Source organism: Brachybacterium massiliense (assembly GCF_900184245.1).
Taxonomy (GTDB): domain Bacteria; phylum Actinomycetota; class Actinomycetes; order Actinomycetales; family Dermabacteraceae; genus Brachybacterium; species Brachybacterium massiliense.
Map to the genome: position 1 here is coordinate 79,753 of NZ_FXXB01000003.1, position 24,895 is coordinate 104,647.

The 24,895-nt window shown below is 71.9% G+C and carries 26 protein-coding genes and 1 riboswitch; of the genes, 12 read left to right on the plus strand and 14 right to left on the minus strand.

Annotation, left to right across the window (positions count from 1 at the left end):
• Nucleotides 1-108 precede the first annotated feature (108 nt).
• The 4 genes from BN4251_RS00660 (at nucleotide 109) to BN4251_RS00675 (ending at nucleotide 3,400) form a co-directional block, all read left to right on the plus strand.
• A complete protein-coding gene (locus BN4251_RS00660; RefSeq protein WP_087483254.1) occupies nucleotides 109-729 on the plus strand; it encodes a mycothiol-dependent nitroreductase Rv2466c family protein in 621 nt (206 codons plus the stop codon).
• Between the two features lie 74 nt (nucleotides 730-803).
• Nucleotides 804-1,286, plus strand: a complete 483-nt coding sequence (locus tag BN4251_RS00665) for a ribose-5-phosphate isomerase (protein WP_087483255.1) — start codon at nucleotides 804-806, stop codon at nucleotides 1,284-1,286.
• On the plus strand, nucleotides 1,286-2,344 hold the full coding sequence (locus BN4251_RS00670; protein ID WP_087483256.1) for an Fpg/Nei family DNA glycosylase: 1,059 nt from the start codon (nucleotides 1,286-1,288) through the stop codon (nucleotides 2,342-2,344). The genes BN4251_RS00665 and BN4251_RS00670 overlap by 1 nt, the downstream gene beginning before the upstream one ends.
• A gap of 12 nt (nucleotides 2,345-2,356) precedes the next feature.
• Nucleotides 2,357-3,400: an alpha/beta fold hydrolase gene (locus tag BN4251_RS00675; protein ID WP_087483257.1), complete on the plus strand. Its 1,044-nt coding sequence runs from the start codon at nucleotides 2,357-2,359 to the stop codon at nucleotides 3,398-3,400.
• Nucleotides 3,401-3,470: 70 nt separating this feature from the next.
• Here the strand turns inward: BN4251_RS00675 and BN4251_RS00680 are convergent, their stop codons facing one another.
• Complete coding sequence (locus BN4251_RS00680) at nucleotides 3,471-3,875, minus strand: ankyrin repeat domain-containing protein (protein WP_087483258.1); 405 nt, start codon at nucleotides 3,873-3,875, stop codon at nucleotides 3,471-3,473.
• Nucleotides 3,876-4,008: 133 nt separating this feature from the next.
• On the opposite strand from BN4251_RS00680, the gene BN4251_RS00685 reads away from it, so the two are divergent.
• Complete coding sequence (locus BN4251_RS00685) at nucleotides 4,009-4,533, plus strand: GNAT family N-acetyltransferase (protein WP_087483259.1); 525 nt, start codon at nucleotides 4,009-4,011, stop codon at nucleotides 4,531-4,533.
• 287 nt (nucleotides 4,534-4,820) lie between these two features.
• On the opposite strand, the gene BN4251_RS00690 is transcribed toward BN4251_RS00685, so the two are convergent.
• The 5 genes from BN4251_RS00690 to BN4251_RS00710 form a co-directional block, all read right to left on the minus strand.
• Nucleotides 4,821-6,893, minus strand: coding sequence for an ATP-binding cassette domain-containing protein (locus BN4251_RS00690; RefSeq protein ID WP_087483260.1), 2,073 nt, complete (start codon nucleotides 6,891-6,893; stop codon nucleotides 4,821-4,823).
• A complete protein-coding gene (locus BN4251_RS00695) occupies nucleotides 6,890-7,528 on the minus strand; it encodes an ECF transporter S component (RefSeq protein WP_087483261.1) in 639 nt (212 codons plus the stop codon). Before BN4251_RS00695 ends, BN4251_RS00690 begins: the two co-directional genes overlap by 4 nt.
• Before the next feature lie 45 nt (nucleotides 7,529-7,573).
• A riboswitch (TPP riboswitch) is annotated at nucleotides 7,574-7,679 on the minus strand.
• Nucleotides 7,680-7,730: 51 nt separating this feature from the next.
• Nucleotides 7,731-8,297, minus strand: a complete 567-nt coding sequence (locus BN4251_RS00700) for a hypothetical protein (protein WP_087483262.1) — start codon at nucleotides 8,295-8,297, stop codon at nucleotides 7,731-7,733.
• Nucleotides 8,294-10,318 carry a M13 family metallopeptidase gene (locus tag BN4251_RS00705; RefSeq protein WP_087483263.1) on the minus strand — a complete coding sequence of 675 codons (2,025 nt, stop codon included), beginning with the start codon at nucleotides 10,316-10,318 and terminating at the stop codon, nucleotides 8,294-8,296. The genes BN4251_RS00700 and BN4251_RS00705 overlap by 4 nt, the downstream gene beginning before the upstream one ends.
• A gap of 77 nt (nucleotides 10,319-10,395) precedes the next feature.
• Nucleotides 10,396-11,190, minus strand: coding sequence for a hypothetical protein (locus BN4251_RS00710; protein ID WP_087483264.1), 795 nt, complete (start codon nucleotides 11,188-11,190; stop codon nucleotides 10,396-10,398).
• An 81-nt stretch (nucleotides 11,191-11,271) separates the two neighbouring features.
• Here BN4251_RS00710 and BN4251_RS00715 point away from each other — a divergent pair, with 81 nt between their 5' ends.
• Together BN4251_RS00715 and BN4251_RS00720 are read left to right on the plus strand one after the other, a co-directional pair.
• Nucleotides 11,272-12,336, plus strand: coding sequence for an ADP-ribosylglycohydrolase family protein (locus BN4251_RS00715; RefSeq protein WP_245810139.1), 1,065 nt, complete (start codon nucleotides 11,272-11,274; stop codon nucleotides 12,334-12,336).
• Nucleotides 12,333-13,076: an endonuclease/exonuclease/phosphatase family protein gene (locus tag BN4251_RS00720; RefSeq protein ID WP_087483266.1), complete on the plus strand. Its 744-nt coding sequence runs from the start codon at nucleotides 12,333-12,335 to the stop codon at nucleotides 13,074-13,076. The genes BN4251_RS00715 and BN4251_RS00720 overlap by 4 nt, the downstream gene beginning before the upstream one ends.
• Before the next feature lie 61 nt (nucleotides 13,077-13,137).
• On the opposite strand, the gene BN4251_RS00725 is transcribed toward BN4251_RS00720, so the two are convergent.
• Both BN4251_RS00725 and BN4251_RS00730 read right to left on the minus strand, forming a co-directional pair.
• The gene (locus tag BN4251_RS00725; protein ID WP_087483267.1) at nucleotides 13,138-13,929 is read right to left on the minus strand and encodes a PIG-L family deacetylase; all 792 of its coding nucleotides are present in this window, start codon (nucleotides 13,927-13,929) and stop codon (nucleotides 13,138-13,140) included.
• Nucleotides 13,926-15,149, minus strand: coding sequence for a glycosyltransferase (locus BN4251_RS00730; RefSeq protein ID WP_087483268.1), 1,224 nt, complete (start codon nucleotides 15,147-15,149; stop codon nucleotides 13,926-13,928). Before BN4251_RS00730 ends, BN4251_RS00725 begins: the two co-directional genes overlap by 4 nt.
• Before the next feature lie 174 nt (nucleotides 15,150-15,323).
• Between BN4251_RS00730 and BN4251_RS00735 the strand changes: the two genes are divergently transcribed.
• Entirely contained in the window at nucleotides 15,324-15,923 is a 600-nt protein-coding gene (locus BN4251_RS00735) for a class I SAM-dependent methyltransferase (protein ID WP_087483269.1), read from the plus strand.
• Between the two features lie 31 nt (nucleotides 15,924-15,954).
• Here BN4251_RS00735 and BN4251_RS00740 read toward each other — a convergent pair whose 3' ends face one another.
• The 4 genes from BN4251_RS00740 to BN4251_RS00755 form a co-directional block, all read right to left on the minus strand.
• Nucleotides 15,955-16,596: a response regulator transcription factor gene (locus tag BN4251_RS00740; RefSeq protein ID WP_087483270.1), complete on the minus strand. Its 642-nt coding sequence runs from the start codon at nucleotides 16,594-16,596 to the stop codon at nucleotides 15,955-15,957.
• The gene (locus tag BN4251_RS00745) at nucleotides 16,584-17,903 is read right to left on the minus strand and encodes a sensor histidine kinase (RefSeq protein WP_087483271.1); all 1,320 of its coding nucleotides are present in this window, start codon (nucleotides 17,901-17,903) and stop codon (nucleotides 16,584-16,586) included. The genes BN4251_RS00740 and BN4251_RS00745 overlap by 13 nt, the downstream gene beginning before the upstream one ends.
• A 78-nt stretch (nucleotides 17,904-17,981) precedes the next feature.
• The gene (locus BN4251_RS00750) at nucleotides 17,982-18,386 is read right to left on the minus strand and encodes an SRPBCC family protein (protein ID WP_087483272.1); all 405 of its coding nucleotides are present in this window, start codon (nucleotides 18,384-18,386) and stop codon (nucleotides 17,982-17,984) included.
• Between the two features lie 48 nt (nucleotides 18,387-18,434).
• Nucleotides 18,435-18,755 carry a hypothetical protein gene (locus BN4251_RS00755; RefSeq protein WP_087483273.1) on the minus strand — a complete coding sequence of 107 codons (321 nt, stop codon included), beginning with the start codon at nucleotides 18,753-18,755 and terminating at the stop codon, nucleotides 18,435-18,437.
• Nucleotides 18,756-19,170: 415 nt separating this feature from the next.
• On the opposite strand from BN4251_RS00755, the gene fmdA reads away from it, so the two are divergent.
• On the plus strand, nucleotides 19,171-20,427 hold the full coding sequence (gene fmdA, locus BN4251_RS00765) for a formamidase (protein WP_087483274.1): 1,257 nt from the start codon (nucleotides 19,171-19,173) through the stop codon (nucleotides 20,425-20,427).
• Between the two features lie 56 nt (nucleotides 20,428-20,483).
• On the opposite strand, the gene BN4251_RS00770 is transcribed toward fmdA, so the two are convergent.
• Complete coding sequence (locus BN4251_RS00770; protein WP_087483275.1) at nucleotides 20,484-21,251, minus strand: phosphotransferase; 768 nt, start codon at nucleotides 21,249-21,251, stop codon at nucleotides 20,484-20,486.
• Between the two features lie 34 nt (nucleotides 21,252-21,285).
• Between BN4251_RS00770 and BN4251_RS00775 the strand changes: the two genes are divergently transcribed.
• From BN4251_RS00775 to BN4251_RS00785, 3 genes are all read left to right on the plus strand, one after another.
• On the plus strand, nucleotides 21,286-21,876 hold the full coding sequence (locus BN4251_RS00775) for a class I SAM-dependent DNA methyltransferase (RefSeq protein ID WP_087483276.1): 591 nt from the start codon (nucleotides 21,286-21,288) through the stop codon (nucleotides 21,874-21,876).
• Nucleotides 21,877-21,905: 29 nt separating this feature from the next.
• Nucleotides 21,906-22,487 (plus strand): AAA family ATPase, encoded by a 582-nt coding sequence (locus tag BN4251_RS00780; RefSeq protein ID WP_087483277.1) that lies wholly within the window; start codon nucleotides 21,906-21,908, stop codon nucleotides 22,485-22,487.
• Between the two features lie 74 nt (nucleotides 22,488-22,561).
• A complete protein-coding gene (locus BN4251_RS00785) occupies nucleotides 22,562-22,939 on the plus strand; it encodes a hypothetical protein (RefSeq protein ID WP_140398353.1) in 378 nt (125 codons plus the stop codon).
• Between the two features lie 108 nt (nucleotides 22,940-23,047).
• Here the strand turns inward: BN4251_RS00785 and ilvD are convergent, their stop codons facing one another.
• Complete coding sequence (gene ilvD, locus BN4251_RS00790) at nucleotides 23,048-24,799, minus strand: dihydroxy-acid dehydratase (RefSeq protein ID WP_087483279.1); 1,752 nt, start codon at nucleotides 24,797-24,799, stop codon at nucleotides 23,048-23,050.
• Between the last annotated feature and the right edge of the window lie 96 nt (nucleotides 24,800-24,895).

The following is a 24,895-nucleotide window of genomic DNA, read 5'->3' on the forward strand; positions in this document are numbered from 1 at the left end:
CAGGTGTCGGCCCGGTCACCACATCGCCCGACTGCCTCTCAGACGGCCGCCCGCCGAGGACGCACCGGTGACAGAATGGCGGTATCACCCCCGAGTCGAGGAGACCCCATGAGTGAGCGCACCGCTGAGCTGTTCGTCGACCCCGCCTGCCCCTTCGCCTGGATGGCCAGCCGCTGGCTGCACCACGCCGCCGAGGTGCGCACCTTCACTCCCCGCTTCTCGGTGATGTCGCTGTCCGTGCTCAACGAGGGCCGCGATCTGGATCCCGGCTACCGCCGGAGCATCGACGACTCCTGGGGCGCTGCCCGGCTCGCGATCGCGATCGACGAGGCCGAGGGGAACGAGGCCTTCTCCCGCTGGTACACCGCCTGGGGCGAGCGCTTCCACGTGGGCGATGACAAGTCCGACCGCCGCCGCACCGCCGAGCTCGCGCTCGCCGATGCCGAGCTGCCCGCCTCCCTGATCGAGAAGTACGACCACGTCCCCGGCGACGAGATAGACACGGCCCTGCGCGCCTCCCATGAGCGGGCGATCTCCCTGGTGGGCGATGACGTGGGCACCCCCGTGATCACCTTCGGCACCGGCACCGCCTATTTCGGCCCCGTCATCTCTCCCGCCCCGCGCGGTGAGGACGCCGGGAAGCTGCTGGATGCGATGGAGGCGCTGTCCACGATCGAGGGCTTCTATGAGATCAAGCGCTCGCGCAGCGGCGGCATCGACCTCAGCTGAGCACTCTGCAGTCCCACCGGCCCTCAGCCGGTGCCCCTCCCATCCCTGAACGCCCGAAAGCGAGACCCCACATCATGCGCGTGCACATCGGCACCGACCACGCCGGCTTCGAGCTGAAGAACCGCCTGGTGGCGGTCCTGGAGAGCAAGGGACACGAGGTCACCGACCACGGCGCCCACGAGTACGACGCCCTGGACGACTACCCGCCGTTCTGCACCGACGTGGGCGAGGCCGTGGTCGCAGATCCGGAGTCTCTCGGCATCGTGATCGGCGGCTCCGGTAACGGTGAGCAGATCGCGGCGAACAAGGTCGCCGGTGTGCGCGCCGCCCTGGTGTGGAACGAGGACACCGCACGCCTCGCCCGCGAGCACAACGACGCCAACGTCATCTCCGTCGGTGCGCGCCAGCACACCGAGGAGGAGCTCGAGTCGCTGATCGACATCTTCCTCGCCGAGCCCTTCTCGGGCGAGGAGCGCCACCAGCGCCGCATCGACCTGGTGGGCCTGTACGAGCGCACCGGCGGGTACGACCAGTCCGGCGCTCCCTCTGCCGAGTAATGCCCGAGGGTCATACCGTCCATCGGCTCGCGGCTGCCTTCGAGCAGGCATTCGGCGGGCAGAGGGTGCGGACCTCGAGCCCGCAGGGACGCTTCTCGGAAGCAGCCGAGCTGGACGGCATGGTGCTGCTGGGCGCCGAGGCCGTCGGCAAGCACCTGTTCCTCCCCTTCGCGCCGTCCGATGACGTGGACCGCGGCTCGCCCGTGGTGCGGCACGTGCACATCCATCTGGGCCTGTACGGCTCCTGGACCTTCGCCGGCGAGCCCGGCTTCGCCGACGCCCATGCCATCGGCGCACCGCGCCTGCGCATCGGTGAGCAGGAGGAGACGCTCGAGGCCGAGGGGGACGACGAGACGGCGCAGGGCGGCTCCGGCACGCCGGACTGGCGCCGGATCGTGCCGCGGCCGACGGTGCGGCTGCGGGTGGCCGGGCCGCGCGGGCTCGCGGATCTCACCGGTCCCACGGCCTGCGAGATCCTCGACGCCCAAGGCCGTCAGGATGTGCTGGACCGTCTGGGCCCGGACCCGTTGCGCCCCGATGCGGATCCGCGACGCTTCGTGGACGCGGTGCGCCGCTCCCGCACCACGATCGGCGCGCTGCTGATGAACCAGAAGATCGTCGCCGGGATCGGGAACATCTATCGCGCCGAGCTGCTGTTCCGGGCCCGCCTGGACCCCTTCGTACCCGGCAACGAGCTGTCCACCGGGATGCTCGAGGAGATGTGGGAGGACCTGGTGGCGCTGATGACCTACGGCGCCCGCACCGGCAGGATCGTCACCACCCAGCCCGCCCACCGCGACATCGAGGCGAGGATCGTCGAGCGCTCGCGCGGCACCCGGCAGAACGGGGACGAGGACCCGGACGTCGTCTCCCGCGAACGCTCCTTCTACGTCTACCACCGCCAGACCCTGCCCTGCCGCCTGTGCGGCACCGCCGTGCGCTCGGCCGATCTCGCCGCCCGCACCGTGTTCTGGTGCCCCCGCTGCCAGACCCCGCGCCGCCGCCGGGCGGACTGGACCCGGCAGCACCCCGCAGCGCCCTGGGCGCTCGCCTCCTGAGAAGGGCCGCGGATGAGCAGCAGCTCGGCACCCGAGGTGACACACAGCGGGATGCTCGCCGTCGGGCAGGGGCACGAGATCTTCTGGGAGGAGAGCGGCACCCGCGACGGAGTGCCCACCCTCTACCTCCATGGTGGGCCGGGCGGCCGCCTCACCCCCGGCTACCGCAGGAACTCCCCGGCCGATCGGGCGCGGATCATCGGCATGTCCCAGCGCGGAACAGGTCGCTCCACGCCCGGCGTCGGTGCGCCGGGCCCGGTCGCTCTGGAGGGCCAGAGCAGGGCGCATCTCGTCGAGGATCTCGAGCTGCTGCGCGAGCATCTCGGGATCGAGGCCTGGATCGTCCAAGGCGTCTCCTGGGGCAGCACGCTCGCCCTCGCCTACGCCCAGGCCTATCCCGAGCGGGTGCTCGGAGTGGTGCTGTTCGCCGTCACCTCCACCTCGCGCCGCGAGGTGGACTGGATCACTGAGGGCATCGGGGCGGTCTACCCCGAGGCGTGGGACGCCTTCGCGAGCATCGCCGAGCAGCACGCGGGCTTCGACCGCGCCGACAGCTCCGAGACCAGGCTCCGGATCGTCGAGGCCTACCGGCGGATGCTCACCTCCACGGACCCGGACCTCGTGGACCTCGCCGCCCGCGCCTGGATGGCCTGGGAGGACGCGCACATCAGCATCGGGGGCGGCGGGCCAGCCCAGGCGCATGCCGTGCCCGAAGGGCAGGAGATCACCGAGCACGAGCGGGCCTTCGCCCGGCTGGTCACCCACTACTGGGCGCAGGACGGATTCGTCGCCGACTGGGCGACGCGCTGGGATGCCCCGCCCGGCAGCGGCCTGCTCGGCGGGATGGGCCGGCTGGACGGGATCCCCGGCGTGCTGATCCACGGCCGACGGGACGTCTCCGGGCCGGCGCTGACCGCCTGGGAGCTGCACCGGGCCTGGCCCGGCAGCGAGCTGGTCATCGTCGAGGAGGAGGGCCACGGCGGCCCTGTGATGGCCGAGCACTGGTGCCGGGCCGTCACCCGGATGGTCGACGCAGTGCTCGGCCGCCGGCAGTGACCTGACAGCGGCCGGGCTGGCCGCTGCGTCTCATCGCTCGTGCGGCGCGCTCGGCGTTCGCGCAGCTCGCTCAGCGCGACTCGATGAGCGCGACGATCTCTGCCCGCTCGAAGTACTTCGCGGTCTCCAGGGCGCTGGGCGTGCCCAGATCCGGATCCGCCCCGGCCTCCAGCAGCACCCGGGCCACCTCGGTGAAGCCCTTGAAGGCGACGCCAGCCAACGGGGACTGGCCGCGATCGTTGGCGAGGTCCACATCGGCGCCGCGCGCGACGAGCTCGCCCACCAGCTCGGCATGGCCGTGATAGGCGGCGAGCATCAGCGGGCTGTTGCCAGCGGCATCGCGCAGGTCCACGGGGGCGCCCTGTTCGATCAGGGCGAGCAGGGGAGCGCTGTCGCCGCCGCGCGCGGCATCCAGCATCGAATTGGCCAGCGCGATCGCGTCGTCGTCAGCGGCGGTGGTCCCGTTCTCGTTCATGGCACGAGACTACTGCCGGCCGGGCAGGCTCGCGGACAGCGTGCCTCGACCCACGTCGACCAAGTGGTGCACAGCGCACGCGGGGCGCGAGCCCGCACACCGGCAGTGCTGCGTCGGCAGTACTCTGTCGGCCATGCCTGCACCCACCGCCGTCGCCGTGCGCCGCGCCGCGCTCGCTGACATCGACCCCCGCACCCTCTACCTGCTCGCCAAGCTCCGTCAGGACGTCTTCACCCTCGAGCAGCGGGCCACCGACCCCGATCTGGACGGCCGGGACCTCGACCCCACCACCACCCTGATGTGGCTCGAGCTGCCCGGGGCGGAGGCCGCGTCGCTGGGCGTGCCGGGACTGCCGGTGGCGCACCTGCGGGTGCTCGCCGAGGACGACGGCGCCGTGCGGATCGGCCGGGTCGCCGTGGACGGCGCGCACCGTCGTGGCGGATACGGGCGCCGATTGATGGGGGAGGCCCTCGCGCATGCCCGCGAGAGCGCGCCGGGCGCCGAGGTGCGCATCGACGCCCAGGCTCACCTCGAGCAGTGGTACGGATCGATGGGCTTCGAGACCGTGGGCGGGCTGTTCATGGAGGCAGGGATCGAGCACGTGGCGATGGTGCTGCGCCCCGGCCACGGCGCCCCCTCGGCGCACGGGACCATCTGAGCGTGCTCGCCACGGCGGTGCTCGTCACGGCGAGATGAATCCCGTTCCCGGAGATCCTGACCCTGGCGGGTCCGGCCCCGGAGGCGTGGCTGCTGATCCGTCGCTGATTAGCGTCATGGGATATCAGGATCTGGAGGCGTATCTGCTGACCCCCAAGCGCTCCGTCACCCTCGCCCATCTGAACCGGGTGGAGCGGTCCGACTACCCGGGGCTGCTGGAGGTCAACGGGATGACCGTCCCCGATGTCTCCAAGATCATCCGCGATCTCGAGGAGCGGGACCTCTCGCTCAGCCCACCAGCAGCTGCGCGAGCCACGGCCACACCGCGAGCCCGAGCGCGATCGCCACGCCCAGCAGATCCGCGCGGCGCAACGGGCTGGGCAGGGCCCAGGTGCGGGTCCTCGCGGTCGCGAAGCCGCGCGAATCCATCGCCAGGGCCTGCTGCTGAGCACCCCGCAGCGCATCGACCAGCAGGGCCAGGGTGGCACCGGCCAGCATCCGTGGGGAGGTGCGCGAGCCCAGGCCCCGCAGCATCCGGGCGTGGGTGATGATCTCCCACTGCCGGCCCAGGTGACCCGCGCGGATCAGCCCGGCGACCGACGCCGCGACCACACGAGCCGGGGCTCGCAGCCGGCCGCCGAGGGCATCGCCCAGCGCGGTGGGGTCCACGCTGCCCAGGGCCAGCACACCGGGCGCGACGAACACGGTGATCCGCGCGGCCTCCTTCGCGCCGAGCAGCCACGCCTCGCCGGAGAGGGAGGGGGCATCCCCGAGCAGGGCGGTGGTCCACGCGAGCCCTGCGGCCGAGAGCAGGATCGGTGCCAGCCGCAGCAGGCCGCCGCGCAGGGAACGGATCGCCAGCGGCGCCAGCAGCACGATCGGCAGCAGCGCCAGCAGCCCGCCCTGCCAGGTCTGGACCGCGAAGGAACCGATCGCGGCGAGGATCCCGATCAGGCACAGCACCAGCGGGTTCAGCGCGTCGGCCGGGATTGTTCGGGAGCGGGGGACCGGTCCGATGGTGCGATCGGGTGAGGGGCTGCGCTGGGCGGACCGCACGGCGGGGCCCGCGAGCGCATGCTCGCGATCGGCGTGGGCGATCAGCACCGCATCGTGGGTGGCCGCGAGGATCGCGCGGCCCTCGCGGCGGGCGCCCTCCAGCAGCTCCAGCACCGCCGCATGACGTGCGGTATCCAGACCCACCGTGGGCTCGTCGAGCACCAGCAGGCTCGGCTCCTGGGCGAGCGCCGCGATGATCGCCAGGCGCCGCTGCTCCCCGCCGGAGAGGGTGTGGGGGTTGGCGCCGGCGAGAGCGGTCAGGCCGGCGCGCTCGAGCAGCAGATCGGCGAGCTGCTCATCGCTCGCCCAGGGCGAGGCGAGGACCTCCGCGCGCACGCTGGATGCGACGAAGGAGTGCTCGGGGTTCTGGGGCACGAAGGCGATCTGCGCCGGCTCGGGGCGCTCGACGCTCCCGGCGGTGGGGGCGGTCAGTCCGAGCAGTGTGCGCAGCAGCGTGGTCTTGCCGCTGCCGCTCGGCCCGGTGATCACGGTCAGCTCCCCGCCGCGCAGCGCGAGGTCCACGCCCTCGAGCACTGGCCTGCCGCCCCGCTCCGCGCTCACCGCGTGCAGTGCGGCGACCACCGGCCCGGCAGGACCCGCGGCATGCTGCCCGGCGGGTGCGGCGGGGTCGCCCACGAGGGCGGCCACGGTCTCGCGGGGCGGCCCGTCGGCGATGATACGTCCCTGCGCGCCGAGCACGACCAGTCGATCCACGTGCTCGAGCCACGGGGTCAGGCGGTGCTCGGCGACCACCAGGGTGCGGCCCTGCGCGGCGGCCAGGATCGAGGCGCGCACCGCGCTCGCAGTGTCCTCATCCAGCATCGACGTCGGCTCATCCAGCAGCAGCGCCGAGGGCTCGAGCGCGAGGGAGCCCGCGAGCGCGAGCCGCTGCTGCTGGCCGCCGGAGGCCTCGAGCGGGGCCCTGTCCGCGTCCAGATCCACCAGCGCCGCCTCGAGCGCGGCGGTGACGCGGGCCTGGATCTCCTCACGGCGGAGGGCGGCGTTCTCCGGCCCGAAGGCCGCCTCCCGGCCGACAGTCGCGGCGACCAGGGCATCGGTGGGGTTCTGCAGCAGCAGGCCCCGCTCACCGGGCCGGGAAGGGCCGGGCGCGGTGCCGATCAGCTCCCCGGTCTCCTCGTCCAGGAGACCGGCCAGGGCCCGCAGCACGGTGGATTTCCCGCTGCCGCTGGCCCCGGCCAGCAGCACGCGCTGCCCGGCGGGGATCTCCAGATCGAGATGATGGAGGGTGGGCTCGCTGCGGGAGTACGGATGCCAGGTGAGCCCGCCCAGGGACAGAGCGCTCACGCCCGGGCGTCATCCTTCGCCGTGGGTGCCGAGTGCGCAGCGGATCCGGTCGCGGTGGCCCGAGCCTGCTGAGCCCGTTCCCGGCCCACGGGCATCGCGTCCAGCGCCCCGGTCGCGGCGAGGGCCCGGGTGGCGGCCCAGCCCAGCACGCCGCACAGCAGCGCTCCGGAGAGCAGGAAGAAGCCCAGCATCGCGAAGGAGAAGGCCCAGCTCATCTCCTGGTAGTAGGCGAACTTCTCCCAGCCCCACTCGAGCACGGCCGAGAACAGGCCGCCCAGGATCGCCACCGGCAGCGTGAAGCGACGGTAGCGGAACAACAGGAAGGCCAGCTCGACGCCGCCGCCCTGCATCAGGCCGGAGATCGCGGTGCCCCAGCCCCACTGGCTGCCCAGCAGCATCGACAGCACGGCCGCGATCATCTCGGCCAGCAGTGCGGCGCCGGGCTTGCGCACGATCAGCGCGGCCAGCAGCGCGGGCAGGAACCAGACTCCGGCCAGCAGGCCCTCGGCGGGCTTGAACGCTGTGGTGAGCGGGCCGATCAGCGTGTACAGCTGGCCGTACCCCAGGAACGCGACGCCGAAGGCGGCCCCGATCGTCACGGTGACCAGCAGGTCCACGGTGCGGAAACGAGTCATCACTTCTCCTTCCCTAGCGGAAGGGGCACACGGCACCGGTGGTGCTGTGCGGAAATCCCGACTCCCTACGCCGGTGCAAACCGGATCAGGTTCGAGGGTCTGCGCCCGATGCGCACTCTCAGCACCACGCGGTGCTCACCTGTCAGTGGATGACGAGCTCAGAGCCTACCGTGTGCGAACAGGTCCTGCCGTGCCGTGCGTCTCAGCGGCGCGCCCGGATCGCCTGGTCCACGGCCTCCGCCGTCGCCCTCGGATCCACCGGGGAGATCAGGTAGTGGCGCGAGCCCTTGCCGATGATCTCCACCATCTCGCCGGGCCCCGTGGCCAGCACCCGGTACGGGGCACGCAGATCGCTGAGGGTGTAGATCTTCCGCTTGCCCACCGGGGTGAGCTCCTCCGGGCTCGCCGCCATCACCGTCGAGCGGCGCCAGCCGAACCCGCCCAGCGTCACCCCGGCCCGCGAGCGGGGGATAGTGCGCAGCTGCACGGTGCGGAAGTCCTCGAGCGGCCAGGCCCTGCGCGGCAGGAATCCGCCCAGACTCACCGTCAGCCCGCGCTCGTCCACGATGAAGCGCGTCCACTGGCCCATCCAGGTCCACAGGGTCAGCACCGCGAACAGCCCCGCGAGCACCACCGCGCCCGGCATGCCGGCACGCTGATGCATGAGCACCACCAGCACCACGCCGCTGAGCACGGTGATCCCGATCCGGGTCCAGCCGATCGAGGAGGGACGCGTATGCCCCACGTAGAACGGAGGATCGGGCCTCACCAGATCGTCACCCGCTCCCCGGGCGCGCGGTACATCGCATCCCCCTCGACGACGCCGAAGGCCTCATGGAACTCCTCGAGGTGGCCCACCACGGTGTTGCAGCGGAACTCCATCGGAGCATGCGGGTCCACGGCCAGGCGGCGCACCGCCTCCTGACCGCGGTTCTTCCCGCGCCACACCGTCGCCCACGACCAGAACACCCGCTGCAGACCGGTGAAGCCGTCGATCTCGGCGGCGACCTCCTCGGCGTCGTGGCTGGCGAGGTAGGCCTTCACCGCGATCGACAGACCGCCCAGGTCACCGATGTTCTCGCCGATGGTCAGGGCGCCGTTGACGCGGTGGGTGTCATCGAGATCGCGGGGCGAGAGCTCGGAGTACTGGGTGATCAGCTGGGCGGCGCGGGCGTCAAAGGCCTCACGGTCCTCGGGCGTCCACCAGGAGACCAGGTTGCCGTCGCCGTCGTACTTCGAGCCCTGGTCGTCGAATCCGTGCCCGACCTCGTGGCCGATCACCGCGCCGATCCCTCCGAAGTTCACGGCGTCGTCGGCCTCCGCGTCGAAGAACGGCGGCTGCAGGATCGCAGCGGGGAACACGATCTCGTTGCGGCCGGGGTTGTAGTAGGCGTTGACCGTCTGCGGGGTCATGTGCCATTCGTGCTCGTCGATCGGGCCGCCCACCTTCGCGTACTCGAAGGCCGCCTCGAAGCGGCGCGAGGCGCGGGCGGTGGCCACCAGGTCGCCGGGCACGATCTCGAAGCCCTCGTAGTCTCGCCACACCTCGGGGTACCCGATCTTAGGAGTGAACTTCTCGAGCTTGGCCAGCGCCTTCTGACGCGTGGCGGGAGTCATCCACGGCAGGTTCCGGATCGACTCCCGGTAGGCGTCCATCAGCGCCTCGACCAGCACGGTCATGCGCTCCTTGTGGGAGGCGGGGAAGTGGCGGGTCACATACTCGCGGCCGACGGCGAAGCCGACGGTGCCCTCGACGAAGGCGACACCGCGCTTCCAGCGCTCGCGCAGCTCCTCGGCGCCGGAGAGCACGCGGCCGGAGAACGCGAAGTCCTCCTCGACCAGGGCGGCCGGACCGTAGGGGGCGTAGGAGGAGACGGCGTGCAGCGCGAGCCAGCTGCGCAGCACCTCGAGGTCCTCGCCGGCCAGCAGCTCGGCGGCGGCGGAGACGTACTCGGGCTGGCCCACCGAGACCACCTCGAAGGCGCGCGCGGGCGCACCGGTGCCCTCGATGAAGGCGTCCCAGGGGAACGAGGGCGCGAGCTCGCGTCGCTGCTCGGCATCCATCGGGTTGTAGGACTTCTCGCGGTCGCGCAGGCGCACCACGTCCACGTGGCGGGCCGCCAGGCGGGTCTCGAAGTCCATCACCGCCGCGGCGAGGTCCTCGGCGCTGCCGGACAGCAGCCCCGCACGGCCGGGCAGCTCGGCGAGGCGAGCGAGGTTGCCCAGGTGCGCGATGTAGGCCTCGCGGATCTCCGCGTAATGCTCCTCGCGGTAATAGGACTCATCCGGCAGCCCCAGCCCGCCCTGGTGGATCTTGACCTGATAGTTCGTGGAGTCGCGATCATCGGTCCAGACGTAGGACAGCAGCGCCGAGGCGCCCGAGTCCGGGGCGGCCATGGTGCGCACGATCGAGGGGAGATCTGCGGCCGCCGAAATGGTGCCCAGCAGATCCTCGAGCACGCCGAGGCCGGCCTGCTCGATCGCCTCGGTGTCCATGAACATCGTGTAGAGCGCGCCCACCCGCCCGTGGTCGGTGGTGGGGGCCTGCTCGCTGTGCGAGGCGACATCCGCCGCATCCGCCGCGGCCTCCTCGATGATCTCCCGCACCCGCTCCTCGGAGAGGTCGCGCAGGGCGTGGAAGGCGCCGTCGCTCGAGCGGTCGGCGGGCATCTCATGCTCGCGCAGCCAGCGCCCGTTGACGTGGCCGAACAGGTCGTCCTGGATCCGGACGGACTCGTCGACCTGGTCGAGGGAGAGGCCCGAGGGGCGTGCGGAGGGGGCAGTGGTCATCATCGGCTCCTGCGAGGTGTGCGGTGGGGGTGCCGGGGATCCGGCGGGAGATCGGCTCTGCGCTGATCGGTCCGGTGTCAGAGGGCGAGCAGACCCATCACAGCCAGCGCCAGCGTGAGCAGGCCCAGGCCGAAGGGTGCGTACGCCCAGGGGCTGCGGGCGCGGTCCGCGGGCGGGCGGCGGTGCAGCACGAGTGTGGACAGGCCGATGCCGATCGACAGCACGGCCGTGCCGACCACGAGCACCGGGGAGAACACCACCAGGACGGTCGCGCCGACCTGGAACATGACGGTGCCCGCCACGTCGAGCAGACGCATCACCACGGTGGAGCGGGCGCCCACCCGCTGCGAGAGCAGGGTGGAGATCGCCTCCTTGGACCACTCGCCGGGGCGGGCGATCTGCTGACGGGTGGTGACGGTCTGGGCGGTGGCGAGGATCAGCCACACCAGCGCGCAGCCGGCACCGACCCACACGCCCAGATGCGACTGGATATCCGCCGGCCACATCAGCAGTGCCAGCAGCACCGCGGCGACGCGCAGCAGCTCGTCCACCACGCTGCGCACGGCCAGCAGGCCCGGGTTCACGGCCAGCTGCTTGCGGGTGCGGGCGACGAACAGGCTGGTCGCCACGAGCGAGATCAGCTGGACGGCTCCGAGGCCGATGCCCAGCAGCAGCGGCAGCGGGGTCAGCGGCGCGAACGGCAGGATCGCGATGATCAGCACCACGCCGAGCACCGGGATCAGCAGAGCTTGGATCGACAGTCCCTTGACGAGGTCCCTCACCAGATCCGCGCCGGTGGGCGGATGGTCGTGGCCGGTGTGGTCGTGGGGGTCGTCATGGTGCGGCGCGGCCGCCGCGGGCGAGTCGGTCATGGGGCTCCTTCGTGGTCCCCACCAGGGTAGCGGGGGTGGACGGAGCGAGGCTGAGCGGCGCTGATGTGGAACCATGGTCCCGTGAGGACCGATGCGATGAACACCAGCGGCGCGGGCCTGTCGGCTGCACAGCGTCAGCGCGCCCTGGGCGCCGTCATCGCGGCCGCCGCCGGTGACGCGCTGGGCGCCCCCTACGAGTTCCAGCCGCCGGTGCTCGACTCCGAGGAGATCGACATGATCGGCGGCGGGGTCCTGGACTGGCAGCCGGGGGAGTGGACCGACGAGACCGCGATGGCGATCGTGGTGCTCGAGGCCTCCCTCGCCTCCGCAGGCGACCATGACCTGCGGATCGAGACCGCGCAGGACCACATCGCCCGCGAGTGGTACTCGTGGTCCCTGGGTACTCCGGACATCGGCACGCTCACTTCCCAGGTGGTGCGCACCGCCGCGGCGCTGGCCCGCGAGGACGGCCACTACGCCCCGCGCGCCAAGGATTTCCGGGCCGCTGCGGCCTCCGCGCACGAGGAGCTGCCGGCCTCTGCCGGGAACGGTTCGCTGATGCGCGTGCACGCCTCGGTGCTGCCGTACCTGCTCTCTCCCGAGGAGCATGCGGTCGAGGCGATCGAGGCGGTGTGCCGCTTGACACACGTGCATCCGGACACCATCGAGGCCAGCATTCTGTGGGGTCTGGCCGTGCGCCACGCGATCGTCACCGGCGAGGTCGATGTGCGGGTGGGACTGCCGCACCTGCCCGAGGAGCGGCGCGGGCTGTGGGGCGAGAGGATCGCGGAGGCGGAGGAGTCCACGCCCGTGATGTTCCGGCGCAACGGCTGGGTGGTGGGCGCCTTCCAGGCGGCCTGGTCGGCGGTCTCGCAGATCACCCCGATCCCGGAGGGGAAGTTCGCCCAGCGCGACGCCCTGGTGGCCGCGCTCGAGGCCGCGGCCCGCGCCGGGTACGACACCGACACCGTCACCTGCATCACCGGTTCGCTGCTCGGTGCGGCGCTCGGCTACAAGGCGGTGCCGCCGGAGTGGCGCCGCGCCCTGTTCGGATGGCCGGGCTATGACCTCGCCGAGCTCAAGGGTCTGGTAGAGCGCGTGATCGCCCCGATGATCGAGATGGCCGACGAGGGGGTCGGCGCGTGAGCGCCGCCCCCGCACAGTCTCCGGCGGGCCAGGAGGGCTGGCAGCTGCGGATCCTGGCCTGGAATGTCTGGGAGCTGCGCGGTGATCTTGCCGCGCTGATCGAGACCGTCCAGGACCTGCGGCCGGATGTGCTCCTGCTGCAGGAGGCGCCCCGCTTCGTGCTGCCCAGCGCCCGGCTGCGCTGGTTCGCCCGGCAGATCGACCGGCGGATCCTGGTGGGCGGCCGAGGCGGACGGGGTCTGGCGATCCTCGCCACCGAGCAGGTCGCCGCGCAGGTGATCCGGCGCGGCATGCACCCTGTCACGCAGCAGCTCAGCGACCTGAACTCCACCTACCCGCGCGGTGTCGCGGCGGTGCGGGTCTCGGTGCCCGGCGGCGGTGCGGCGGTGCTCTCCTCGACCCACCTCGCGCTGCAGGAGGACAACCGCCTGCGGCACGCCGAGCACCTCTCGGCGCTCGCGCGCGGCGCCGGCGCCCCGGTGATCGTGGGCGGCGACCTCAACGAGACCGCGCAGGGCAGCGCCCGGCGCCTGCTGTCCCCGCTGCTGACCGATCCGGCCGCGCAGACCGAGCACACCTTCCCCGCCGCCTCTCCGGATCGGCGGATCGACGCGATCCTGGTCTCCGAGGGCGTCCACGTGCGCGGAGCCCATGCGGTGCGCTCCACGCAGCGGGTCTCCGAGGAGCGCCTCGCCAGCGCCTCGGATCATCTGCCGACGCTTCTCGACGTCACCCTCTGATATCTCGCGGCGCCCCGCGCCATCGAGCGCCCGATCGGTGCAGCCGTCAGCGGCTCAGTGGTCAGCGTCGCAGCCGCAGCCCCGTGCGCAGGGCGACCACATCGTCCTGGCCGCCCACGTGGCGGATCGCGATCCCGCCCGGCACCTCACCCACCACGGTCAGCTGCGTGCGATAGGAGTCCACCGCCTGCAGCACCGTCGGCGCGACGCCGGGATGCTCTCGCCACGCGAAGCCCCCGTCCTCTGTCGCGCCCGGCTCCTGCGGGACGGCGCTCGCCACCTCCAGCATCGGCACGCCGGTGCGGGCGCAGGCCTCGGCGGTGACGTGATGGGCACGCACATGGTCCGGATGCCCGTAGGTGCCCTCGTCGTCGTAGCCGATCACGACGTCCGGCCGCACCTGCTCGATCAGCGCGACCAGGTCCCCGGCGGCCTGCTCGAGGGGGCGGCGGGAGAAGCTGTCCGGCCCAGCGGACTCGGAGGGGCCGGCCAGCCCCTCCCGCACCCACTGCATGCCCGAGTCGCGGTAGCGGCGCGGCTCGGCGCCCGGTGCGAGGGCGGGCGCCGTGCCCAGCCAGTGCCTGGCGGCGAGGCCGAGCGCGGCGGTGGCCGCCTCGATCTCCGTCTCCCGGATCTCCTCGAGGCTGCGCGGATCCTCGGCGCCGATCGCTCCCTGGACGATCTCTCCCTCCTCGCCGCGGGTCGCGGTCACCAGCTCCACGCGCGTTCCAGCCGCCACGAGGGAGGCCAGCAGCGCTCCGGTGGAGAGCGATTCGTCATCGGGGTGGGCGTGGACCGCGAGCACGGTCCGGGAGCTCTCCAGCAGCTGCCAGGGATCGGTGGGGGTGCTCATGCGGTCTCCTCGAGCAGGCGGGCGTACTGAGCGGCGAGGGTCTCGGCGGTCGCCTCCCAGGTGCGGGAGGAGGCGAACTCACGGGCCGAGCGCACCGCCTCGCCGTAACGGTCGGCGTCGCCCAGCAACGACTGCAGCGCCTCCGCCCACACATCGGGGTCACGGCTCTCGAGCACCAGCCCGCCCGGATCGACGGCCTCCTGCACCCCTCCCGCGCAGCGCCAGGAGAGTACCGGGGTGCCGGAGGCCTGCGCCTCGAGCGCCACCAGACCGAAGGTCTCCGACCAGCTGGTCAGCAGCAGCGCCCCGGCGCAGCGCATCGCCTCGGCGAGCTCGTCGCGACCCAGAGAGCCCACCACGTCGACCCGGTCCTCGACCCCCAGCTCGCGGGCGAGCTGGCGCAGCTGCTCGGCGTAGTCCGCGAAGTCCTGGGAGACGCCGCCGGCCAGCATCAGGCGGGCATCGAGCGCCGGATCCAGATGCGCGAGCACCTCGAGCGCGAGGTCCGGGCCCTTGAGCGGCTGCAGACGTGCGGTGAACAGCAAGGTGGGGCGCACACGTCGCTCGGCGAGATCCGGGCAGGGGCGGAAACGGTCCACGTCCACTCCGGGACGCACCACCGTCAGCCGCGCACCGGGCACCCCGTAGCGCTCACCGATCGTGCGCGCCTCCGCCTCCGAGACGGCGATCACCAGATCCGAGCCGGTCGCCGCGAACTGCTCTCCGGGGATGCGCCCGGCGGACTCCGCGGGCTCTCCGGCATCCAGGGTGCTCGCACCCTCCGGCGCGGCGACGGAATGGAAGGACTGCAGGTGGGGGATGCCGAGCTCGCGTGCGATCGGCAGCGACGCGACACCGCTGAACCAGTGATGGGAGTGGAGGAGGTGGTAGCCCTCGCCTGCCTGCGCCTGCGCGGTGAGCACCGCGTGCAGGGAGGCGCGGAACGGGGAGATCGCCTGCTCCATCGCGCTCTTCGCCAGCGGCGTCGCCGGGCCCGCCTCGAGGTGGAACAGCCGCACCCCGTCGGCGATCTGCACCACCTCGGGGGCCGCGGAGTCGCTGCGGCGGGTGAACAGATCCACGCGATGGCCGAGCCGGGCGAGCGCGAGCGACTGCTCGAGCACCACCACGTTCATCCCGCCCGCGTCCGCACCTCCCGGCTCCTCGAGCGGGGAGGTGTGCAGGGAGATCGCGGCGATGCGCAGGGAGGTGGAGGCCATGACCGCCATCCTAGGCGGGCCGGCGATGCGGACGATCAAGCGGCCTGCCGTGCCCGGGCCCTGCCACATGGCGCAGTGCGACGGGGTGCCGCGGTGTTCGCCCGCGACGAAACTTCACGCGGCCTGCGTCACGGGAAGTTGAAACGGGCATCAACATGATGGAGCCTGAAATGCATGGAGACGGCGGAGAAAGTGGACTGGGCTGCATTGAACGCCCACGCGGCGGGCCGCCCTGCCCGCCGACTGGTGACCAAGGCGATCGCAGCGGCCGGTGGTTCCCGCCAACCGGGCACCGTCCTCGACCTCGGCGCCGGCGCCGGCGCCGACTCCCTTCAGTTCGCGCGCCACGGCTGGACCGTGCACGCCTACGACAGCGATGACACCCTGGCCGCCCGCCTCGTCGAGAACGAGCGGATGACCGGCTCGGTGCACTTCCACCACACCGACATCGCCGCGGTGGAGAGCTTCCCCGCCGCGCAGATCGTCTACTCCACCTACACCCTCGGCCTGCTGGGCCCCGAGGCGCTGCTCCAGGTGTGGGAGAAGCTGGTGGCCGCGCTGCCGCGCGGAGGAGTGATGGCGGTGGACTTCTTCGGCACCAACGACTCCTGGGCCGAGCGCCCGGACGTCGCGACCCTGCCGCTCGAGCAGATCGACGCGATGTTCCGCGGCTTCCAGGTGATCGACCGCTCCGTCCGCGACGAGGACGGCCGCTTCCTGGCGGACAAGAAGCGCTGGCACGTCATCACCACCCTCGCTCGCAAGCTCCGCTGAGCCCGGACCGCGCCTTCGGGGTGCGGAGCCTCTAGCGCCCCAGCAGCGTCAGCACCGCGGTCACGCGGCGGTGCACGCTCGCACTCTCGCTCAGTCCGAGCTTCGCGAACAGGCGCTGGGTGTGCTTCTCGACCGCGCCGCCGCTGATGAACAGCCGCTGCGAGATCCCGGCGTTGGTCAGACCCTCGCCCATCAGCTCGAGCACCTCGCGCTCGCGCGGGGTGAGCTCGTCCAGCGGGGTGCGCTTGCGGGAGGAGATCACCTGGCCCACCACGTCCGGGTCGATCGCCACGCCCCCGGCGGCGACCCGCTCGATCGACTCCAGGAACGAGCGGATGTCGAACACACGGTCCTTGAGCAGATAGCCAGTGGCCTGCTCCCCGGATTCGATCAGCTCGGTCGCGTAGCCGACCACCACGTACTGGCTCAGCAGCACGATCGGCGCCTCGGGCCAGCTGCGGCGGATCTCCTGCGCGGCGCGCAGCCCCTCATCGGTGTGGCTCGGGGGCATCCGGATGTCCGAGATGACGAGGTCCGGCCGCAGCTCGAGGGCCCGCACCACGAGCTCGGTGCCGGTGGCGGCGGTGCCCACCACCTCGTGGTCGGCCTCCTCGAGCACCAGGCGCAGGCCCTCGCGGATCAGCGCCGAGTCGTCGGCGATCAGGACGCGCATGGGAGCACCGCCTCGATCCGGGTGCCGTGGCCGGCGGGGGAGTCCACCGTGAAGCGTCCTTCGAGGGAGGCGACGCGCCCGGCCAGCCCGGCCAGCCCACCGCCGGTGCGCAGCTCGGCGCCGCCGCGCCCGTCATCATCGATCCTCACCCGTGCATCATCCCCGATGCGGTCCACCTCGATATGGATCTGTTCGGCGCCGGAGTGCTTGGCGGCGTTGGCGAGCGATTCGGAGACGACGTAATAGATGCCGATCTCCACGTGCTCGGGCAGCTCCAGCTCGGGACTGTCGACGGTGGCGGGGATGGGGGAGATGGCAGCGAGCTCGGCGAGGGCGGCAGTCAGGCCGCGGTCCACCAGGATCGGCGGGGCGATGCCGCGGGAGAGGCGGCGCAGGTCATCCAGGGTCGCCCCCAGCTGCTCGCGCGTCTCACGCAGGACGGTCATCGCCCGCTCGGGATCCTTCGCGGCGAGGGCTTCGGCGCGGGCGAGATCCATCGAGGCGCGCACCAGGCGCTGCTGCGGTCCGTCGTGCAGGTCCCGCTCGAGGCGGCGCAGCGCCGTGGACTCGGCGGAGCGGCCCGCGGCACGGGACTCCTCGGTGCGGGCCAGGCGCTGCTGCTCCTCGTAGCGGGAGCTGAGCAGGCCGCGCGCCACGCCCTGGTGCAGCGCGGTCAGGCCGCGCACCACAGGGCCGACGGTGAGCAGGAACAGGAGCCCCGCCAGGACCTGCAGGCCGATGTCGACCGGGAGCTCGAGCGCCGCGGGCACGCCCAGCAGCTCGCCCAGCCCGTTGTTCTGCGAGTCCGGGAGCACCTGCTCGAGGATCAGGGTGGCCGCCGGACCGCCGATGATCGCGATCGACCCGACCGTCCAGGCCAGTGCGAGCGGGAAGGTGACCAGAACCAGCAGGAAGTTCACCAGCACCCACAGCGAGTCCAGCCAGCGCTGCGGATCGGTGAGCGGATGCAGCAGGCGCCGCATCCACCCGGCGCCCGAGGGGACGGGCTTGGGATCCGGGGTGGGCAGCTCGGTGCCCAGGATCGAGGACTGCAGGGCGCGCTCGGCCATCGCGAATCCGCGGGCGGTGAGCACTCCGAGCACCAGGATCGGCAGGCCCACCCAGACCACCACCGTCGAGGCGCCCGCGCTGAGCAGGGCGATCACCAGAGAGAAGCCGATCGCGCCCAGCAGCAGGGCGATCAGTCCGTAGGCGAGGAAGCGCCCGATCCGGGCGGCCCAGCGGCCGACGGGCCAGCGCTGCGCGGGAGGGGAGTCGACGGTCTGCGCCATGCTCATCGTGGTCATGTCCCTACTGTGGCGGCGCAGACGCGCTCGGAGGATCCGGTCACCGGGCCAGCAGCTGTCGGGCTGGCCCGACAGCTCTCACCGCTGCTCGCAGATCTCCTTGAGCTGGGCGAGGTCCTCGGCGACGGCGGCGGCGTCCTCCTCGAGCTCCTGCTCGCTCATGGTGCTGCGTCGCAGGGTGAACACCACCTCGCAGCGTCCCTCCTCGAGCGGCAGCGCGCGCAGCGGGTTGAGGGTGGACTCGCCGCTGGGGAGGGTGACGGTGTGGTCCATGACCCCGTACTCGTTCTCGGGCACGAAGCTGACCAGCACCCGGCCCATGGGGGAGTTCATCGACCACTGCGTCACCTCCCGCTGCACCTCGCTGCCGGCGAGACCGGCCGCCCAGTGGGGCAGGTTCCGAGGATCGCTCGCATACTCGTACACCTCGCGCCAGGGGCGCTCGATGACGATGGAGAGGTGGCGGGAAGGGGTGTCAGTCATGACGGCGACGCTAGCAGGGGCGACCCACGCAGACGAGGCCCCGCACGCTCAGCTGTGCACCTCGCTCTCCCGCAGAACTCCGAGCGCCGTGCGCACCACCCCGCCGGGACCTATCGGCTCGCGCAGCGAGGCGCCGTCGGCCGAGGGAGAGACCACCACCCAGCGCACCCTGCCCCGACGGCGCATCCGGCCGATCTCGATGCTGCCCCCGGCGGGCAGCGGGATCACCAGCGCTCCGCTCGGACCCACCAGCATCCGCTGCTCGAGATCCGGGCGCTGCTCGAGCAGCAGGGCACGGATCTGCTCCCTCTCGTGCAGGGCGGTGCCGCCGGAGGCGGGGTGCGTGAGCGTCGGACCGGAGAAGACCATGGCGCGAACCTAGGGACGGGGTGCGACAGTCGAGCCGGTTCGCCCGAACCCTGCGCGGAACCGCCGACGAGAGCCTAGGGTGAGAGGAGTTGTGAGACCGATCACCCGGAGGTTCGTGTGCCGCTGTACGAGTTCCGCTGCGAGAGCTCTCACCTGCATGAGCTGATGCTGCCGATGTCCGCCGCGGACCGCAGCGCCACCTGCCCCGAATGCGGAGGAGCCTCCACCCGGCTGATCAGCTCCCCGGCCCTGGGACGCCTAGGCTCCGCGCGTGCTCAGCTCATCGAGAGCACCGAGGCCAGCGCCCACGCACCCGCCGTCGTGGACCGCGTGCCCACCTCCGGCGCCGCCCGCCCCGCCCGCGTCACGCACGACCGCCCCGATCCTCGGGGCCATCGCTGTGGAAGGAGAGATCATGCCCGCGAACGTGTTCCCGCTGGATTCCACCAAGCCCTTCACCGATCAGAAGATCCTCGGCCACAACCGGTGGCACCCCGACATCCCGCCCGCGGTGAGCGTGCGGCCGGGGGACACCTTCCGCGTGGACTGCCGCGAATGGTTCGACGGCTACATCAAGAACGACGACTCCGCCGAGGACATCGCCACCGCGCCCATGCACACCGTGCACACCCTCTCCGGCCCGTTCCGGATCGAGGGCGCCAAGCCCGGTGACCTGCTCGTGGTGGACCTGCTGGACGTGGGACCCATCCCGCAGGAGGACGAGGGTCCGCTGGCTGGGCAGGGCTGGGGCTACACCGGCATCTTCGCCAAGCGCAACGGCGGCAGCTTCCTCACCGACCAGTTCCCCGATGCGTACAAGGCCGTATGGGACTTCCACGGCGAGAAGGCCACCTCTCGCCACGTGCCCGGCGTCGAGTTCACCGGCATGATCCACCCCGGCCTGATGGGGACCGCTCCCTCACCCGAGCTGCTGAAGAGGTGGAATCAGCGCGAGGCCGCGCTGATCGCCACCGATCCCGAGCGCGTCCCGCCCCTGGCCCTGCCGCCCGAGCCGCACGGCGCGATCCTCGGCGGCCTGCCCGAGCAGGAGCACGAGCGGGTCGCCGGAGAAGGCGCCCGCACCGCCCCGCCGCGCGAGAACGGCGGCAACCAGGACATCAAGAACCTCACCCGCGGCACCCGGATCTTCTACCCGGTGTTCGTGGACGGAGCGAACTTCTCCGTGGGCGATCTGCACTTCTCCCAAGGCGATGGTGAGATCACCTTCTGCGGCGGCATCGAGATGGGCGGCTTCGTGGACCTCCACGTCGACATCATCCCCGGCGGGATGGAGAAGTACGGCGTGAGCGAGAACGCCATCTTCATGCCGGGCAACACCCAGCCCCAGCACAGCCGGTGGCTGTCCTTCTCCGGCACCTCGGTGACCCTCGACGGCGAGCAGCGCTACCTGGATTCCCACCTCGCGTACCAGCGGGCCTGCCTGCACGCGATCGACTACCTCTCGACCTTCGGCTGGTCGAAGGAGCAGGCCTACCTGCTGCTGGGCGCCGCACCGATCGAGGGGAGGTTCTCGGGAGTGGTGGACATCCCCAATGCCTGCGCCACCGTGTACCTCCCGCTGGACATCTTCGACATCGACATCCGCCCCGGCACGGGGGAGGTGCCGAGAATCGATCCGGGCATCGGCGCTCCGCGGGCCAGCGCGAGCTGAACCGTCCTTCGCCGCCCGGGGCCCCGTGATGCCGAGCATCGCGGGGCCCCGGGCGATCAGCGGGACGTCGAGAGCGCGTGCGCCCAGACCTCACGATGCGCGGCGACATGGTCCGCGACGCCGCGCCAGTGCGCGCCGTGCCCCTGGACGTACATCGAGCCCCACGGCTCCCGGCCCTCGGCATGGGAGCGCTGCAGCAGCTCGTGCATCGCCTCGGCACGCTGGGCCATGGCTGCGGGGAGGCGGGCGCGCAGGGCGTCGTCGGCGCCGTAGCCGTCCACGAAGGCTCGCAGCCGCGGCGCAGAGCGCTGCGGCTCCTCCTCGGGATCGTTGAGGGTGAAGGCCTGGGCGGAGTAGGCGAGATCCCAGAGCCTGGTGCTCGGGGCGGCGCCGTCCCAGTCGATGAACACCCAGCGCTCGCCGAGCACCAGGTTCCACGGGGTCAGGTCCCCGTGGCAGAGCAGATCTGGCGCCCCGTCGGGCACCGGCAGCAACGGCTCCCACCGGGCGGTGGCCGACGGCGCGAATCCCTCGCACGCGTCGTGGATCGACCGGATGAGTCCGCCCACCCGCGCGAGCTGCGGCGGCGTGAGCGCGGGGGAGTCCATCGCGAGCTTCCCGGGGACGTGCTCGAGGATCTGTCGGCCCCGTTCGTCACGGCCCAGAGGAGCCGGCACATCGATCCCGGCCGCGGCGACCGTGCGCATCAGCTCGTGCACGGCAGGGGTCGTCGGCCCCCAGGACTTGCGCACGGTCGCTCCCACCCGCACCACGGCGCCGCTCGCATTGCCGCCCTCGAGGGGCTGTTCCTCCTGGATGTCCATACGCCCACGATATGCGGGCCGTAGGGTGCGGGAGATGACCGCTCTCGACGCCTACAGCGACCGCGCCCAGGAGTACGCCTCCGCGTTGGGGAGACTCGACGCGATGGCGCTGCAGGACGTCCGGCGCATCGAATCCTGGGGTGGAGGGGTGGACGGCCCGATCCTCGATGCCGGGTGCGGGCCAGGCCACTGGACCGCGCACCTGAGCGCGCTCGGGCACGAGGCCTGCGGCGTGGACCCCGTGCCCGCCTTCGTGCAGATCGCCCGCCGCGAGCACCCCGGCACCGAGTACCGGCTGGGATCCTTCGCGGATCTGCAGGAGGAGCACGGCGCCTTTGGCGGGATCCTGGCCTGGTACTCGCTGATCCACCTGCCGCCCGAAGAAGTTCCCAGCGTGCTCGCCCTGCTCCACGGGGCGCTGCGTCCCACCGGCCGCTTCTTGCTGGGATTCTTCGACGGCGCCCGTCAGGAGTCCTTCGACCACGCGGTGGCCACCGCGCAGTTCTGGCCTGCGGAGCAGATGGTGGAGCTGCTCGAGCGGGCGGGGTTCACGATTATCGACCTGGAACGTCGCCAGGACCCCGGTGCCCGGCCCCATGCGTCGATCAGCGCGGTGCGGCGCTGAGACGGCGTCGGTGAGAGGAGAGAGCTGCCATGGAGGAGAACGAGAACAGCCGGCGGACGGAGCGCAGGAGACGCGCACCCACGCTGACGCTCCTGAACGGTGCCCCGGGCAGCGGGAAATCCACCCTCGCCGCCCTGCTCGCCGAGGAGCGCCCCCTCGCCCTCGCGCTGGACATCGATGCGATCAAGCACGCACTCGGCGGCTGGGACGAGGACCTGACGCGTTCAGGACTCCAGGCGCGCCGCCTCGCGACGGCGATGATCGGCCAGCACCTGGCCGACGGCCATGACGTGGTGCTCGGCCAGTACCTCGCCCGCATCCCGTTCCTGGACGAGCTCGAGCAGCTCGCCGCCGCACGCGAGGCCAGGTTCGTGGAGTTGGCTCTGCTCCTCGACGAGCACACTCTCGCCCAGCGATTGCAGCGCCGACGGGAGCGCCCTGACCGTCCCGAGCAGGCCCGCAACGACCGCTTCGTGAGCCCCGGGCAGGCGGGGGAGCTGATCCGCTCGATCGAGGAGGTGCTCGCGCTGAGGCCTGCGGCTCGACGGGTCGATGCGAGCGGGAGCATCGAGCAGACCCTCGCTGCTGTGCGTGCGCTGCTCGCCCGCTGAGAGAGTGGATGCGTCTGCCACGGTGCTCTGCGCCGAGCTCGGTGGAACGGAGCTCCGCCCTCTACCCTGTATGGATGGAAGCGACCCCTTCGAGACCCGTGCAGGCGCGCAGCTCGTCCGGAGCTCTCTCCTTCCTCGCGGGCCTCCTCGCGGCCGCCCTCTCCGTGGGCGGTCAGCTGCTCGCGGCGAGGAAGCAAGCGGGTGACTGGAACGCCGGACATCCGATGGCGGATCAGCCCTTCGTGCACGCGCTCTCGGTCACGCCGGGGATCGTCCTGGCGATCCTGGCGTGCGGCATCGGCTGCTATGCCCTCTGGAGGCATCCGGAGCATCGCGGGCTCGCCGCCGGCGGTGTGGCTCTGGGGCTCATCACCGCGGTGCTGACGATGCTGAACTTCCCCGGCAGCATCGGATTCCAGTACTGGTACGACCCTCAGTGGGAGGACGCTTGACCTTGATCGCCGAGCGCCCGCAGCGTGTTCGCCGCCAGATGCCGGGACCGGCCCACGTCCCCGGCACCGTGGATGAGTGCGGGCGTGGACGCGGCCTCGGGAGGTCCCTCAGTCCCCGAGGATCGCGCCCGTCGAGGCGGACTTCACGAGCTTGACGTACTTGCCCAGCACACCCTTGGTGAACTTCGGAGGCAGCGGCTCCCAGCCCTCACGGCGCTGCGCGAGCTCCGCCTCATCGACCAGCAGGTCCAGCGCCCCGGTGGAGACGTCCAGACGGATCCGGTCCCCATCCCGCACGAAGGCGATCGGACCGCCGTCCACCGCCTCCGGGGCGATGTGGCCCACGCACAGCCCGGTGGTGCCTCCGGAGAAGCGACCATCGGTCATCAGCAGCACGTCCTTGCCCAGGCCCGCGCCCTTGATCGCACCGGTGATCGCGAGCATCTCGCGCATGCCCGGCCCGCCCTTGGGCCCCTCGTAGCGGATCACCACCACGTCCCCGTGGGTGATGGTGCCGTCGCTCAGGGCATCGAGCGCGTGCTGCTCCCGCTCGAACACGCGGGCGGTGCCTTCGAACACGTCCTCCTCGAACCCGGCGGACTTCACCACCGCGCCCTCCGGGGCGAGAGAGCCGCGCAGGATAGTGATCCCGCCGGTCGGGGCGATCGGCGCGCTCGCCGGGCGCAGCACCTTCCCGTCGGCCGGGCGCGGGGCGAGCACCTCGAGGTTCTCCGCGATCGTGGAGCCGGTGACGGTCAGGCAGTCGCCGTCCAGCAGGCCCTCGTCCAGCAGCGTCTTCATCACCACCTGGATCCCGCCCACATGGTCGACGTCGTTCATCACGTACCGGCCATAGGGCTTCAGATCCGCCAGATGCGGCACCTTCGCGCCGATCCGCTTGAAGTCCTCGAGGGTCAGGTCGACGTCGGCCTCGTGCGCGATCGCCAGCAGGTGCAGCACCGCGTTGGTGGAGCCGCCGAAGGCCTGCACCACCGCGATCGCGTTCTCGAACGCGGCCTTGGTCATGATGTCGCGGGAGGTGTGACCGCGGCGCAGCATCCCCACCACGGCCTCTCCGGCGCGGCGGGCATCGGCATCGCGGCGACGATCGGCCGACGGCGGAGTGGCCGAGCCCGGGATCGACATCCCGATCGCCTCAGCGACCGTGGACATGGTGTTCGCGGTGTAGTAGCCGCCGCAGGCGCCCTCGCCCGGGCAGATCGAGCGCTCGATCCGGTCCACGTCCTCACGGCTCATCAGGCCGCGGGCGCAGGCGCCGATCGCCTCGAAGCCGTCGATGATCGTCACGTCCTTCTCCTCGCCGGTGGAGAGGTTCACGCGGCCGGGCATGATCGTGCCGGCGTAGACGAACACGCTCGCGAGATCCAGGCGTGCGGCGGCCATCAGCATGCCGGGCAGGGACTTGTCGCAGCCGGCCAGGGGCACCGAGCCGTCGAGCCGCTCGGCGCTCATCACGGTCTCGACGCTGTCCGCGATCAGATCGCGGGATACCAGCGAGTAGTGCATCCCGTCGTGCCCCATCGAGATGCCGTCGGAGACGGAGATGGTGCCGAACTGGAGCGGGTAGCCGCCGCCGGCGTGCACGCCCTCCTTCGAGGCCTGGGCGAGACGGTCCAGCGACAGGTTGCAGGGCGTGATCTCGTTCCAGGAGGAGGCGATGCCGATCTGGGGCTTGGCCCAGTCCTCATCGCCCATCCCCACAGCGCGCAGCATGCCGCGCGAGACGGTGGCGCCCAGGCCGTCGGTGACCTGGCGGCTGCGGGGCTTGATGTCCGGTGAGGCGAAGGTGGCGTCAGCGGGGGCGGGGTCCGTGGTGCCGAGTGCGTCGTCGTGGTCCATGTCCCGACCCTATGCCCGTGCCCCGATCCGGGGAAGGAGCCGACCCCGGCCACGTCCGCGGACGCGGCGGGGGTCAGGTCTGCGCGAACGGCACCG

Bases quoted from the DNA above. Each gene is read 5' to 3' on its own strand.
- BN4251_RS00660 (WP_087483254.1), top strand. From the start codon at position 109: ATGAGTGAGCGCACCGCTGAGCTGTTCGTCGACCCCGCCTGCCCCTTC.
- BN4251_RS00665 (WP_087483255.1), top strand. From the start codon at position 804: ATGCGCGTGCACATCGGCACCGACCACGCCGGCTTCGAGCTGAAGAAC.
- BN4251_RS00670 (WP_087483256.1), top strand. From the start codon at position 1,286: ATGCCCGAGGGTCATACCGTCCATCGGCTCGCGGCTGCCTTCGAGCAG.
- BN4251_RS00675 (WP_087483257.1), top strand. From the start codon at position 2,357: ATGAGCAGCAGCTCGGCACCCGAGGTGACACACAGCGGGATGCTCGCC.
- BN4251_RS00680 (WP_087483258.1), bottom strand. From the start codon at position 3,875: ATGAACGAGAACGGGACCACCGCCGCTGACGACGACGCGATCGCGCTG.
- BN4251_RS00685 (WP_087483259.1), top strand. From the start codon at position 4,009: ATGCCTGCACCCACCGCCGTCGCCGTGCGCCGCGCCGCGCTCGCTGAC.
- BN4251_RS00695 (WP_087483261.1), bottom strand. From the start codon at position 7,528: ATGACTCGTTTCCGCACCGTGGACCTGCTGGTCACCGTGACGATCGGG.
- BN4251_RS00705 (WP_087483263.1), bottom strand. From the start codon at position 10,318: ATGACCACTGCCCCCTCCGCACGCCCCTCGGGCCTCTCCCTCGACCAG.
- BN4251_RS00710 (WP_087483264.1), bottom strand. From the start codon at position 11,190: ATGACCGACTCGCCCGCGGCGGCCGCGCCGCACCATGACGACCCCCAC.
- BN4251_RS00725 (WP_087483267.1), bottom strand. From the start codon at position 13,929: ATGAGCACCCCCACCGATCCCTGGCAGCTGCTGGAGAGCTCCCGGACC.
- BN4251_RS00730 (WP_087483268.1), bottom strand. From the start codon at position 15,149: ATGGCCTCCACCTCCCTGCGCATCGCCGCGATCTCCCTGCACACCTCC.
- BN4251_RS00735 (WP_087483269.1), top strand. From the start codon at position 15,324: ATGGAGACGGCGGAGAAAGTGGACTGGGCTGCATTGAACGCCCACGCG.
- BN4251_RS00740 (WP_087483270.1), bottom strand. From the start codon at position 16,596: ATGCGCGTCCTGATCGCCGACGACTCGGCGCTGATCCGCGAGGGCCTG.
- BN4251_RS00745 (WP_087483271.1), bottom strand. From the start codon at position 17,903: ATGACCACGATGAGCATGGCGCAGACCGTCGACTCCCCTCCCGCGCAG.
- BN4251_RS00750 (WP_087483272.1), bottom strand. From the start codon at position 18,386: ATGACTGACACCCCTTCCCGCCACCTCTCCATCGTCATCGAGCGCCCC.
- BN4251_RS00755 (WP_087483273.1), bottom strand. From the start codon at position 18,755: ATGGTCTTCTCCGGTCCGACGCTCACGCACCCCGCCTCCGGCGGCACC.
- fmdA (WP_087483274.1), top strand. From the start codon at position 19,171: ATGCCCGCGAACGTGTTCCCGCTGGATTCCACCAAGCCCTTCACCGAT.
- BN4251_RS00770 (WP_087483275.1), bottom strand. From the start codon at position 21,251: ATGGACATCCAGGAGGAACAGCCCCTCGAGGGCGGCAATGCGAGCGGC.
- BN4251_RS00775 (WP_087483276.1), top strand. From the start codon at position 21,286: ATGACCGCTCTCGACGCCTACAGCGACCGCGCCCAGGAGTACGCCTCC.
- BN4251_RS00780 (WP_087483277.1), top strand. From the start codon at position 21,906: ATGGAGGAGAACGAGAACAGCCGGCGGACGGAGCGCAGGAGACGCGCA.
- BN4251_RS00785 (WP_140398353.1), top strand. From the start codon at position 22,562: ATGGAAGCGACCCCTTCGAGACCCGTGCAGGCGCGCAGCTCGTCCGGA.
- ilvD (WP_087483279.1), bottom strand. From the start codon at position 24,799: ATGGACCACGACGACGCACTCGGCACCACGGACCCCGCCCCCGCTGAC.